General features: G+C 65.8%; 6 protein-coding genes. All 6 read left to right on the top strand.

From position 1 onward, the window contains the following. The first annotated feature begins 135 nt into the window (after nt 1-135). Nucleotides 136-1,536 carry an adenosylhomocysteinase gene (gene ahcY / locus AC0L28_RS07540; RefSeq protein WP_128168861.1) on the top strand — a complete coding sequence of 467 codons (1,401 nt, stop codon included), beginning with the start codon at nt 136-138 and terminating at the stop codon, nt 1,534-1,536. A gap of 187 nt (nt 1,537-1,723) precedes the next feature. Then, nucleotides 1,724-4,303, top strand: coding sequence for a sensor histidine kinase (locus AC0L28_RS07535; RefSeq protein WP_473476531.1), 2,580 nt, complete (start codon nt 1,724-1,726; stop codon nt 4,301-4,303). A gap of 8 nt (nt 4,304-4,311) precedes the next feature. After that, nucleotides 4,312-5,823 (top strand): tRNA (adenosine(37)-N6)-threonylcarbamoyltransferase complex ATPase subunit type 1 TsaE, encoded by a 1,512-nt coding sequence (tsaE, locus tag AC0L28_RS07530; protein WP_473476528.1) that lies wholly within the window; start codon nt 4,312-4,314, stop codon nt 5,821-5,823. Then, nucleotides 5,820-6,590, top strand: coding sequence for a nucleotidyltransferase family protein (locus AC0L28_RS07525; RefSeq protein WP_473476525.1), 771 nt, complete (start codon nt 5,820-5,822; stop codon nt 6,588-6,590). Before tsaE ends, AC0L28_RS07525 begins: the two co-directional genes overlap by 4 nt. Then, a complete protein-coding gene (gene addB, locus AC0L28_RS07520) occupies nt 6,587-9,718 on the top strand; it encodes a double-strand break repair protein AddB (protein ID WP_473476522.1) in 3,132 nt (1,043 codons plus the stop codon). The genes AC0L28_RS07525 and addB overlap by 4 nt, the downstream gene beginning before the upstream one ends. Next, complete coding sequence (gene addA, locus AC0L28_RS07515; RefSeq protein WP_473476519.1) at nt 9,715-13,224, top strand: double-strand break repair helicase AddA; 3,510 nt, start codon at nt 9,715-9,717, stop codon at nt 13,222-13,224. The genes addB and addA overlap by 4 nt, the downstream gene beginning before the upstream one ends. Nucleotides 13,225-13,244: the final 20 nt, after the last annotated feature.

Raw genomic sequence — 13,244 nt, 5'->3', positions numbered from 1 at the left:
TGCACGGATAAAGATTTCTTTATATCCCATTGTCGTCCGACCGACGATCTGCTAGTCAGGCCGGCAACTCGCGCCCTTCGACACGCCTTCCGGCGCGGGCGCATCCCGAAGACAATTCTTGATCGGAGCACTGCCATGACGGGTAGCAATGACTATGTGGTCGCCGACATCTCGCTTGCCGGCTGGGGCCGCAAGGAGATCGAGATCGCCGAAACCGAAATGCCGGGCCTGATGGCCTGCCGCGAAGAATTTGGCAAGGCGCAGCCGCTCAAGGGCGCGCGCATCACCGGCTCGCTGCACATGACCATCCAGACGGCGGTGCTGATCGAAACGCTGAAGGCGCTCGGCGCCGAGATCCGCTGGGCCTCCTGCAACATCTTCTCGACCCAGGACCATGCGGCCGCGGCCATCGCCGAGGCCGGCATTCCGGTCTTCGCCGTCAAGGGCGAGTCGCTCGAGGACTACTGGGTCTACACCGACAAGATATTCCAGTGGGCCGATGGCGGCACCTCCAACATGATCCTCGACGATGGCGGCGATGCCACCATGTACATCCTGATCGGCGCGCGCGCCGAAGCCGGCGAGGATGTGCTCTCCAATCCAGGCAGCGAGGAGGAAGAAATCCTGTTTGCCCAGATCAAGAAGCGGATGGCGGCATCGCCCGGCTTCTTCGCCAAGCAGAAGGAGGCGATCCGCGGCGTCACCGAAGAGACGACGACCGGCGTCAACCGGCTCTATCAGTTGCAGAAGAAGGGCCTGCTGCCGTTCCCGGCGATCAACGTCAACGACAGCGTGACCAAGTCGAAATTCGACAATAAATATGGCTGCAAGGAATCGCTGGTCGACGGCATTCGCCGCGGCACCGACACGATGATGGCCGGCAAGGTTGCGGTCGTCTGCGGCTATGGCGACGTCGGCAAGGGCTCTTCGGCGTCGCTCAAGGGCGCCGGCGCCCGCGTCAAGGTCACCGAGGTCGATCCGATCTGCGCATTGCAGGCGGCAATGGACGGCTTCGAAGTCGTCACCCTCGAAGATGCCGCCCCGACCGCCGACATCATCATCACCACCACCGGCAACAAGGATGTCGTCACCATCGACCATATGCGGGCGATGAAGGACATGGTGATCGTCGGCAATATCGGCCACTTCGACAACGAGATCCAGGTGGCGTCGCTGCGCAATCTGAAGTGGACCAACATCAAGCCGCAGGTCGACATGATCACCTTCCCGGACGGCAAGCGGATGATCCTTTTGTCGGAAGGCCGCCTGCTCAATCTCGGCAACGCCACCGGCCACCCGAGCTTCGTTATGTCGGCGTCCTTCACCAACCAGGTGCTGGCCCAGATCGAGCTGTACAGCAAGCCCGGCCAGTATCAGAACCAGGTCTATGTCCTGCCGAAGCATCTCGATGAAAAGGTCGCGCGCCTGCATCTCGACAAGCTCGGCGCCCGGCTTACCGAACTGTCCGGCGAACAGGCCGCCTATATCGGCGTGACCCCGCAGGGACCGTTCAAGCCGGAACACTACCGCTATTAACCACAGCGGAAATTACCACTAGATATTGAGGCCGGGCGATTGACTTTCGCCCGGCTTTATTTTTGCGCTGATTGATTCTTCACGCCGATTCGCGCAAGCGCTATGGTGCTGATTCGCGGGCCCGGGGACGAGGGCCGAGGCCCGCATCAGGGCGGTCTTGCATTCAGGCGGCGAAGAGGACCAGGACATGCCGGGGGATTACCCGCCTTGCGCGGGACAGGCCGTTTCCGGCGGCCACAACGATATGGCGACCACGGGTTCCGCTGCCAGAGGCGGAAGCCTCTTATGGCGCGCTGGCGCCCGCGTCGGAAAATTGTTTGCTTCTTCCGCGCTCGCCGGCCCGCTGCTTGGCCTTTCGGCACACGCTGGACCGGCTGCTGCATCCCACGCGGCTGCGCCCAAAGCCGGGCTGTCGGTCAGCACGGTCGAGGTCATGCAACTCGCCATGTTTGTCGGCGTCATGGGCGCGGCACTTGTCTCGGCCATTTTCCTGATCCGCGAACGGGCGCGCACCTCGGCCCAGAATGGCGAACTCAGAGCCCGCTTGGCCGACGTCAACGCTGCGCTGCAGCGCTCCGAGGCGCTGCTCAACCTGCGCGGCCAGCGTGTCGTCGTGTGGGCATCGGAAAACAAAAAGCCCGAGCTCGTCGGGACATTGCCGGTTGAAAGCGGGGCTCCGGAAGACCGTGCCGCCTTCCTCGCCTTTGGCCGTTGGCTGATGCCGCGCTCGGCGGCGGCGCTCGAGAATGCCGTGGCGGGACTGCGGGAAAAAGCGAAGCCGTTCGATCTCGTCATCGAATCGCAGGCCGGGGCGCCGCTCGAAGTGCACGGCCGCAAGAGCGCAGCACACGTGCTCGTCCGCTTCGTCTCGCTTTCTGAAACGCAGCGAAGCGAGGCCAGGCTAAGAATTGAGAACCAGCGCCTTGCCGCCGACTATGACACCATGCTCGGTCTTTTCAACGCACTCAGCATGCCAGCCTGGCTGCGCTCGGCGGACGGGCGGCTGAAATGGGTCAACCGCGCCTATGCCAGGGCGGTCGAGGCGGAAAACGCCGAAGCTGCGGTTCGCGACGCGAAGGAGTTCCTGGGCGGCCAGGCGCGCGATGCAATCGCTGCGCAGCACAAGTCGCATCCCGTCTTCGAGCAGGCGCTTTCCACCGTGATCGAAGGCGACCGCCGCATGTTCGCCGTGACCGACTTCGCCGGCGCGGACGGCTCGGCGGGTCTCGCCTGCGACACCAGCGCCATCGAAACGATCCGTAGCGAATATGAGCGGACCGTGCGCAGTCATGCCGACACGCTCGACCAGCTCAACACCGCCGTGGCGATTTTCGATACCGACGAAAAACTGCGGTTTTTCAACCAGGCGTTTCAGAAACTATGGGGTCTCGACAGCGGCTTCCTGCACAGCGCTCCGGACAACGCCTTGTTGCTCGACCGGCTGCGCAGCGAAGGCAAGATCGCCGAGCAGCCCGAATGGCGGCGCTGGAAGGAAAGCCTGCTTGGCGCCTATCGCGCGGTCGAGTCGCAGGAACATTGGTGGCATTTGCCGGACGGCAAGACCATCCGCGTCGTCGCCAATCCGCAGCCCAAAGGTGGCGTCACCTGGGTGTTCGAGAACCTGACCGAGAAGATGGACCTTGAAAGCCGCTACCAGACCGCGGTGCGGGTCCAGGGCGAAACGCTCGACAATCTTGCCGAAGGCGTGGCCGTGTTCGGCCCCGACGGCAGGCTCAGATTGTCGAACCCGGCATTCGCAGCACTTTGGGGGCTCGACGCCGACGCCGCCAAGCCCAACGTTCACGTCTCCACGATCCGCGATCTGTGCGACCGGCGCGCCGCCGACAGCCCCTGGCGCGGGTTCGTTGCCGCCGTCACCGGTTTCGACGACGAGCGCCGCGACCGCCACGGCCAGACCGAGCTGAACAACGGCACCGTGCTGCGCTACGCGATGATCCCGCTGCCCAACGGGCAGGTGATGATGACCTTCGTCGACGTCACCGACAGCGTCAATGTCGAGCGGGCGCTGAAGGACAAGAATGAGGCGCTGGAAAAATCCGACCAGCTCAAGAACGAGTTTGTGCAGCACGTCTCCTACGAGCTGCGCTCGCCGCTGACCAACATCATCGGCTTCACCGAGCTGCTTTCGCTGCCCTCGACCGGGCCATTGAACCAGAAGCAGAGCGAATATGTCGAGCATGTCAGCTCGTCTTCCTCGGTCCTGCTCACCATCGTCAACGACATCCTCGACCTGGCGACCGTGGATGCCGGCATCATGGAACTCGATATCTCCGAAGTTCACGTCGACCGGACCATCGCTGCCGCTGCCGAGCTTGTTGCCGACCGGCTGGCGGAGCATGCGATCAGGCTCAAGATCGATGCGGCCACTGCGCCAAAGACGTTCCACGGCGACGAAATCCGCATCCGCCAGATCCTCTACAACCTGCTGAGCAATGCCGCGAACTACGCACCGGAGGCGAGCACCATCACGCTCGCCTGCCGCTCGCTTGCCGAAGGCGTGGAATTCTCCGTTCACGACGATGGTCCCGGCATGCCGCCGGACCTGCTCGATTCCGTGTTCCGCCGTTTCGAACCGCGCACCAATGGCGGCCGCCGGCGCGGCCCCGGCCTCGGCCTGTCGATCGTCAAGAGCTTTGTCGAGCTGCATGGCGGCAGTGTCCGCATCGAAACCGGCAAGGACATGGGCACCACCGTCATTTGTGCCTTTCCCGACACGCCGTCCGGCATCCGCGCGGCGGCCGAGTAGCGCGTTCGATGGCAGGCATGGTGCTGGAGCGTTTTCTCGCCGACGAGGCTGCGACCGCAAGGCTGGGCGAGGATCTGGCCATGTCGCTGCGCCCCGGCGACGTGCTGGCTCTCAGAGGCGATCTCGGCGCCGGCAAGTCGAGTTTGGCGCGGGCGCTGATCAGGGCAATGACCGACGATGCCGGTCTCGACGTGCCGAGCCCGACCTTCACGCTCGTCCAGAGCTATGAGGTGCGCGTCCCCGTCCATCATTTCGACCTCTATCGCCTGTCCGCGGCGTCCGAACTGGACGAACTGGGTTTCGACGAGGCGCTGGCGCAAGGCGCTGCCCTGGTCGAATGGCCGGAGCGGGCAGAGGCCTATTTGCCAAAGACTTCGGTGCTTATCGAACTCGTCCATCAGGACGACGGACGCCTGGCGAGATTGTCGGGACAAGGCGTTGCCTTCGAGCGCGCGGCGCGCTCGCTGGCCATGCGCAATTTTCTGGAAAGAGCCGGCTGGGGTGAAGCGCAGAGACGCTATTTTATCGGCGACGCCTCGGCCCGCTCCTATGAGGTCGTCTCGCTGGCCGGCCTGCCGCCGCGCGTGTTGATGAACTCGCCGCGGCTGGTGCTCGGGCCGCCGGTCCGCGACGGCAAGCCCTATGCGGTGATCGCCCACACCGCACAATCCGTCGCGGCCTTCGTCGCCATCGATCGGGCATTGCGGGCCGGCGGCGTCTGCGTCCCGGAAATCCACGCGCAGGACCTGGACCAGGGCTTTCTTCTCATGGAGCATCTCGGCTCGGAGGGATTTCTCGGCCAGCACGGTCAGCCGCTGGCGGAGCGCTACGCGGCGGCGGCCGAACTGCTTGCGATGATGCACGGCAAGACGTGGCCCGATCGCATCGAGGCCGCGCCCGGCGTCTTTCACGACGTGCCGCCTTTCGACCGCGACGCCATGATGATCGAAGCCGAATTGCTGCTCGACTGGTATGTGCCGGCAATCACAGGCGGCCCGGCAAGCGATGCCTTGCGCGCCGGCTATACCAAGCAATGGAACGCGGCTCTCGACCGGCTGGAGGGGCGCGAATACACGCTCATGCTGCGCGACTTTCATTCGCCCAACATCATCTGGCGCGGCAATCGTTCCGGTCACGATCGCCTTGGCATCGTCGATGTCCAGGACGCGCTGATCGGCCCCTCGGCCTATGATCTCGCCTCGCTCGCCATGGATGCCCGGGTTACAATCTCGCCTGAGATCGAGCGACGGACGCTCGATGCCTATATCGCCGCGCGCCATAAGGCCGGTGCTTTCAAAGAGGACGAATTCGTCGAGAACTATGCGATCATGGCGGCGCAGCGCAATTCGAAGATCCTCGGCATTTTCGTCAGGCTCGAAAAGCGGGACGGCAAGCCCTATTATCTGAAACACCTGCCGCGCATTCGCGATTATCTCCGGCGGGCTCTGGCGCATCCGGCACTGGCCGGCCTGCGGGATTTCTATACCGCCCACGGGCTGCTGGAGGAGCGGCCGCTGTGACGACACGCCCCAAAACCGCAATGGTGCTTGCCGCCGGGCTGGGAAAGCGCATGCGGCCAATCACCGACACAATGCCGAAACCGCTGGTCAGAATATCAGGCAAGACGTTGCTCGACTGGAGCCTGGACAGCCTGGCCCGCGCCGGCGTCGACAAGGCCATCGTCAACGTCCATTATTTTCCCGAGCAGATCGTCGCCCACGTCGCCGCGCGCCGCGCGCCGCGTGTCGTTATTTCCGACGAAAGCCAAAGACTGCTCGATTCCGCCGGCGGTATCGTCCATGCTTTGCCGGAACTGGGAGGGGCTCCCTTTTACATCGTCAACGCCGACACCTTCTGGATCGACAGCGGCGTGCCCAACCTTGCCCGCCTCGCCCTTGCATGGGACGCGGCGAAAATGGATGTTCTGCTGATGCTCGCGGATTCCCAGTCAGCAACCGGACACAGCGGCGGCACCGATTTCCTGATGGCGCCGGACGGCGCCTTGCGGCGTTCGAAAGGCGACCCGACAGGCCTGATCTATGCCGGCGCGGCGATCGTCCATCCCAGGCTTTTCAAGGATGCGCCGGCCGGGCCACACTCGCTCAACGCCTATTTCAATGCGGCCATCGCAGCCGGCCGCCTGTACGGCATGGTGATGCACGGCCATTGGATCACCGTTGGCACGCCCGACGCCATTCCGCTTGCCGAAGCGGTCGTTGCCGCCGCTCTTGCTGAGTCGCCCGGCACTCTTACCGAGTTGACCAGCGCTCTCACCGAGTTGAAATGAGCGGCTCCCGCCGCGTTTTCTCGATCCCGCCCGGAGCGCCGTTTCTGCCGACGCTGGCCGAGGCCCTGCTGTCAGGGCGCCTCGTTTCCGGTTTCCGCTTCGACGGCGACCCGCTGGCGCTGGCCGACGCCACCATCTACGTGCCGACGCGCCGCGCCGCGCGGGCGCTGCGCGGCGTCTTCGTCGACTGTCTGGGTGGCCGCTCGGCGATACTGCCGGTCATCCGCCCGCTCGGCGAGTTCGACGAGGACGAGGCCGCGTTCGAGGCCGACGCATCGGCCGCCATCGACCTCGCGCCGCCGATCGCCGCGATCGAGCGCCTGCTGCTGCTGGCGCCGCTGGTGCGCGCCTGGAAACGCCGCCTGCCGGCGCATGTCGCGGCACTTTTCGACGAGGAGATCGTTGTGCCGGCGTCGGCCGCCGATGCCATCTGGCTGGCGCGCGACCTGGCCCGGCTGATTGACGAGATCGAGACGGAAGGCACGGACTGGACCAGGCTCGCCGATCTGGTGACCGGCAACCTCGCCGGCTGGTGGCAAGTGACGCTCGACTTCCTGAGCATCGTCACCGAAAACTGGCCGAATCTCCTCGAAGAACGCAATCGCTCCAACCCGGCTGCGCATCGCAATGCGCTGATAAGGCTGGAAGCAGCGCGGCTGAAGCGCAATCCGCCGACCGGGCCGGTGATCGCCGCCGGCTCCACCGGGTCCATTCCCGCCACCGCTGAATTGCTTGCGGTGATCGCCGGCCTGCCCAGCGGCGCGGTCGTGCTGCCCGGCCTCGACCGGATGCTGGATGAGCCGTCATTCCAGGCAATTGCGGTGCCCGGCGCGCGGCCGGCCTTGCTTGGCCACCCGCAATACGGCCTGGCAAAACTGATCGGCAAGATCGGCGTGCTGCGCGGCGATGTCGAGGAGATCGCCGTTGCCGAAAGGCCGCTCGCGCTGCGCGCCGCACTTGTCGGCGAGGCGCTGCGGCCGGCGGAGACCACCGAGCTGTGGGTCGAGACGCGCGCCCGCTTTACGGCCGGCGATATCACCGAGGCCTTCGCCGACGTGACGCTGCTCGAAGCCGCCGGCGAGCGCGACGAAGCGGTGGCGATCGCCGTCGCGCTGAAACGCGCCGTCGAACAGCCCGGCCAGCGCGCCGCGCTCGTCACCGGCGACCGCGCCCTGGCGCGGCGCGTCTCGGTCGAGCTGTTGCGCTTTGGTGTCGTCGCCGACGATTCGGGCGGCACACTGCTCATCAACACGCCAGCCGCCGGCCTGCTCAGACTGGCGCTTCAGGCGGCGTTCCGCCCCGGCGATCCCGTGGCCCTGCTGTCGCTGCTCAAGCACCCGCTGCTTGGCCTCGGTCTGGAACGCACAAGCGTCCGTCGCGCGGTGGAGATCGTCGAACTGGTGGCGCTGCGCGGCGGCACCGGCCGCCCCGACGTCGCCTCGCTGCCGGAGCTCTTCGATGCCCGGCTCCTCGAATTCGACGATCGCGGCAATCGCCGCCCGCCCTTCTGGCGATCGCGGCTTTCGGTCAGGCGCATCGAAGAAGCCCGAGACCTGCTGATCCGGTTAACCGCCGCGCTTGCGCCGCTGGTTGCCTATCGCGACGAGGAGAATGCCGATCTTGCCACGCTTGTGCGGGCCAGCGTCGTCGCGCTCGAAGGTCTCGGCCGCTCCGCGGGTGGCTGTCTGAGCGAACTTTATGCCGACGACGCCGGCGAAAAGCTCACCGAGCTCTTGCGCGGGCTGGTCGCTGCCTCGGCGTCGTTCTCCTTCGGAGCCGACGAATGGCCCGATGTGATGGAGGCGCTGATCGCACCGGAGACAGTCAAGCCGGCACAAGGCACCGACAGGAACATCGCCATCTGGGGTGCGCTGGAAGCCCGGTTGCAGAACGTCGACACGCTGGTCGTCGGCGGGCTCAACGAAGGCGTGTGGCCGCGCAAACCGGAAAGCGACCGCTTCATGTCCCGGCTGATGAAGACCGGCATCGACCTCGAGCCGCCCGAACGGCGCATCGGCCTGGCCGCCCATGATTTCCAGATGGCGATGGGGGCGAGGAAAGTGGTGCTGGCGCGCTCCGCCCGCTCCGGCGACGCACCGGCGGTGCCGTCGCGCTGGCTGCAGCGCCTGCTGACCTTCATAGGCAAGGACCATGCGGCGGTGCTTCGCCGGCGTGGTGATGAATTCCTGTCCTGGGCCCGTGCGCTCGATGCCGGCGAACGAAGAGACTTCGCGCCGCGGCCGCAGCCGAAGCCACCGCTGGATGTGCGGCCGCAACATTTCTCGGTCACCGAGATCGAAACGCTGCGCCGCGACCCTTACGCGATCTATGCCAGGAGGATCCTCCGCCTGATGCCGCTCGACCCGGTCATCCGCGACCCGGGTGCTGCCGAACGCGGCACGCTGTTTCACGCCATCCTGCATCTCTTTTCGCGGACCGTGGCCGATCCGCTTGTGCCGGAGGCGCTGGACGGTCTCATTGCCGCCGGCCGCGAATGCTTTGCCGAGGCGGCCCTTCCTCCCGATGTCGAGGCGGTGTGGTGGCCGCGCTTCGAAAAGCTCGCCGCCGGCATCATCGAATGGGAGCGCGGCCGCGCCTTCGCCGTGACAATGCGGCATGCCGAGGAGCACGCCGAGAAAACAGGCGTCGGCCAGTCCGGCGTGACGCTGTCCGGCTATGCCGATCGTGTCGATCTCCTGGCCGGCGGCATGGCCGACATCCTGGATTACAAGACCGGCTCTTCGCCGTCGAAGGCGCAGGCCCATACGCTGCTTTCGCCGCAACTGGCGCTCGAGGGCGCGCTGCTCAGGCGCGGCGCCTTCAAGGGGCTAGGCGCGCGCGAGCCGTCGCAGCTGGCCTTCATCAGGCTGAAGCCGAATGGCGAGGTGTTCGAGGAATCCATCCTCGAATACAACCGCAAGCCGCGAACCGCCGCAGACCTCGCCGAGGAAGCCTGGGCGCGGCTCGAAAAACTGCTGATCCACTATGCCAACCCGGCGACCGGATACCTGTCGCGGGCGTTGCCGTTCCGCGAGGGCGAGACCGACGGCGACTACGACCATCTCGCCCGCGTGCTCGAATGGTCTGCCGGCGGCGACGCCGACGACGACGAGGGAGGGGAGGCATGAAGAAGGCCTATCCCATCCCGACCGATACCGCCGTCAGCCAGGCAAGCGCCTCAGATCCGCAAAATTCCGCCTGGGTGTCGGCCAACGCCGGATCGGGCAAGACCCATGTGCTGGCCCAGCGTGTCATCCGTCTTCTGCTGCGTGGCACCGATCCGTCGAAGATCCTGTGCCTGACCTACACCCGCGCCGCCGCCGCCAACATGTCGAACAGGGTGTTTTCGACATTGTCGGAATGGACGGCGCTTGGCGACGCAGAACTGGCGACAAGGATAGAGGCGCTGGACGGTCGCCAGCCCAATCGCGAAGCCATGCGCCGCGCCCGCCGCCTGTTCGCCGAGGCGCTGGAGACGCCCGGCGGGCTGAAGATCCAGACCATCCACGCCTTCTGCGAATCGGTGCTGCACCAGTTCCCGCTGGAAGCCAACATACCGGCCCATTTCGAAATGCTCGATCCGCAGATGGAGGCGTCGCTCTTCGCCGCCGCCCGCCGCGACATGATCTCGGGCACGGCGGCCGGCGATGCGGAGCTGGCCGAGGCTTTCGCCACCATTCTGGAACGCGGCGGCGAACACGGGCTTGACGCCTTGCTGGCCGAGATCGTGCGCAAGCGCGAAGGTCTGCGCGCCTTCATCAGCGCGGCTGGCGGCGATGGTTTTCAGGCGCTGTTCGACGAGTTCAGGTTTCCCGCCGGCCAGACCGCCGATGGCCTGGCGGCGTCCGTCTGGCCGCTGCCGGGCTTCCTGCCGGACTATTTCATCACCTTCGCCCGTGCTGCAGAAGCCGCCGATGCCCGCACCGTACTCAACAACCTTCTGCCCTATGCGCGCCTTGCCTTCGCCGAGGATGATCCGGTTCGCCGGCTGCATCTGCTGGCAAAAGCCTTCCTGCGAGGCGATGGCGAGCCTTATGAGCCGGCAATGTTCAAGAAGGCGTTGCTCGACCGGCTGCCGGATCTTGCCGAGCGCTATCTGTCAGCGGTCGATGCCATTCTCGAAATCTCCGACCGATTGGCCTTGTTCAGGATGCTGGAGGGCACACGTGCGGCGCTGACCATCGCCGACTGGCTGATCGCCCGCTACGAGCACTTGAAGCGCGCCCGCGGCTTCCTCGATTTCAACGACCTCATCACCCGAACGGTCAATCTCCTGGCGCGGCCCGACGCCGGCCCCTGGGTGCAATACAAGCTCGACCAGGGCATCGACCATATCCTGCTCGACGAGGCGCAGGACACCAGTCCCGACCAGTGGGAGGTGGTGAAGCGACTGGCCGAGGAATTCTTTGCCGGGCTCGGCGCACGCGACAATGTTCACCGCACGGTGTTCGCCGTCGGCGACGAAAAACAGTCGATCTATTCCTTTCAAGGAGCGGCGCCCGACTCCTTCGCCGACTCAAGGCTGCTGTTTTCCGCAAAAGTGCGCGACGCCAAAGCCGCCTTCGCCGATCTCAAGCTGACCTGGTCGTTCCGCTCGACCGAAGACGTGCTTGCGGCGGTGGACCGTGTCTTTGCCGACCCGCTCGTGCGGCGCGGCATCAGCCACGATCCCGACCCGCTGACCCACAAGGCGATCCGCAGCGATGCGCCGGGCTATGTCGAGGTCTGGCCGTCGATCGGCGCCGACGTCGTCGACGAACCCGACGACTGGACGCAAGCCGTCGACCACGCCCATGCACCGGCGGTGCGTGTTGCCGAAAACGTCGCGGCAACCATTGCCGGCTGGATCGGCGCTGGCGAGATCATCGAGGGCCGCGGCAAGACGCTTCGGCCTGGCGACGTGCTGGTGCTGGTGCGCAAGCGCGATCGTTTTGTCCATGCGCTGACGCGCGCACTGAAGCGCCGCGGCATCCCGGTCGCCGGCGCCGACCGGCTCAGCCTGCCCGGCCATATCGCGGTCAAGGATCTGGTCGCGCTCGGTCACTTTCTCGTCCAGCCCGAGGACGATCTGTCGCTCGCCGCCGTGCTGCGCAGCCCGATTTTCGATGTTTCGGAAGAGATGCTTTTCGCGCTCGCCGGCGTCCGGCCGTCCGGCCTCTCGTTGATCGCTTCGCTCAGGCAGCAAGCCGGCGAAAGCGCCGCCTTGGCCGCAATCGCTGCCCAGCTCGACACATGGTCCGATGAAGCCGCATTCAGGCCGGTGTTCGAATTCTATGCCGGGGCTCTCGCCCGCGACGGCTTGCGCAAGAAAATGATCGCGCGGCTCGGGCCGGAAGCCGGCGACATCCTCGACGAATTCCTGAGCTTCTGCCTGGCCGAGGAGCGGACCGGCCTGCCGGGGCTGGAATCCTTCCTGGCGACGCTGGAGAATGCCGGCCCCGAGATCAAGCGCGAAATGGACCAGACCCGCGACGAGGTTCGGGTCATGACCGTGCATGCCGCCAAGGGCCTCGAGGCGCCTGTCGTGTTCCTGGTCGATGGTGGCTCGGCGCCGTTCAGCGATCAGCATCTGCCGCGACTGATGCCGTTCGATGGCTCGGGCCAACACTGGGACGGCAAGGGCTATCTCTGGCGTTCGGCCACGGATGTCGCCAATGGCTTTTCGCGGGCCGCTTCGGTCCGCGCGCGCGAACTGGCCGACGACGAATACCGCCGGCTGCTCTATGTCGGCATGACCCGCGCCGAGGACCGGCTGATCGTCTGCGGCTATCACGGCAAGCGGGTGCCGAATGCCGGCACCTGGCACTCGATCGTCAGCCGCGCGCTGGTCGGCGCGCCCGAAAGCATCGAGCGGCAGCATCCCGCCACCGGCGAGACCGTGCATCGCTTTCACGTGACAAAATTGCCGCCGGTCGCACAGGCGGCCGCCGAAGCGGCGCGGCAGGCGCAACAGTTCGAGCCGTTGCCGAAGAGCCTGTTCCAGCCCTTGCCGCCCTTCGAGGATCTGCCGCGGCCGCTGTCGCCGTCCGGCGCCTCGGCGCTGATCGACGAGGCCAGGCAAGCCGTAATCGACACCGGCTCGCCGGTGCTGGGCACCGACGCGGAGCCTGGCTTTGCGGTCATGCGGGGGCTGGCGCTGCACAAATTGCTGCAGATGCTGCCCGGTATTGCCGACACCGAACGCCGCGATGCTGCGGAGCGCTACCTCAAGCGCGCTGGCGCGCAATGGCCTGAAAGCGAGCGCGACAAGGCCTTGGCTTCGGTGGCGACGATCCTTGCCGACAGCCGCTTCGATCAGCTGTTTGCGCCGAATTCACGCGCTGAGGTCGCGGTCATGGGCAGCCTGGAGGTCAAGGGCAAGCTGCGCTCGATCTCCGGCAAGATCGACCGGCTGGCGGTCACATCAGGCAGGGTGTCGATCGTCGACTACAAGACCAACCGGCCGGCGCCTGCAGCGCTGGCGGACGTTCCACCGGCCTATGTCCTGCAGCTCGCGCTCTATCGCTCGCTGCTCCAGCCGCTTTATCCCGGGCATGAGGTCTCGGCGGCGCTGCTGTTCACTGAAGCGCCGCGATTGATCGAGCTGCCGCCGACGGCGATGGACGACGCCCTTGCCCGACTCACGGGAGCGTGACACAACAGCTGCTTGAAGAA

This window comes from Mesorhizobium sp. WSM4847, assembly GCF_055811335.1.
The sequence above is the reverse complement of the archived record's forward strand: the minus strand, read 5'-3'. Positions and strand labels throughout refer to the sequence as shown.

Bases quoted from the DNA above. Each gene is read 5' to 3' on its own strand.
- ahcY (WP_128168861.1), top strand. From the start codon at position 136: ATGACGGGTAGCAATGACTATGTGGTCGCCGACATCTCGCTTGCCGGC.
- AC0L28_RS07535 (WP_473476531.1), top strand. From the start codon at position 1,724: ATGCCGGGGGATTACCCGCCTTGCGCGGGACAGGCCGTTTCCGGCGGC.
- tsaE (WP_473476528.1), top strand. From the start codon at position 4,312: ATGGCAGGCATGGTGCTGGAGCGTTTTCTCGCCGACGAGGCTGCGACC.
- addB (WP_473476522.1), top strand. From the start codon at position 6,587: ATGAGCGGCTCCCGCCGCGTTTTCTCGATCCCGCCCGGAGCGCCGTTT.
- addA (WP_473476519.1), top strand. From the start codon at position 9,715: ATGAAGAAGGCCTATCCCATCCCGACCGATACCGCCGTCAGCCAGGCA.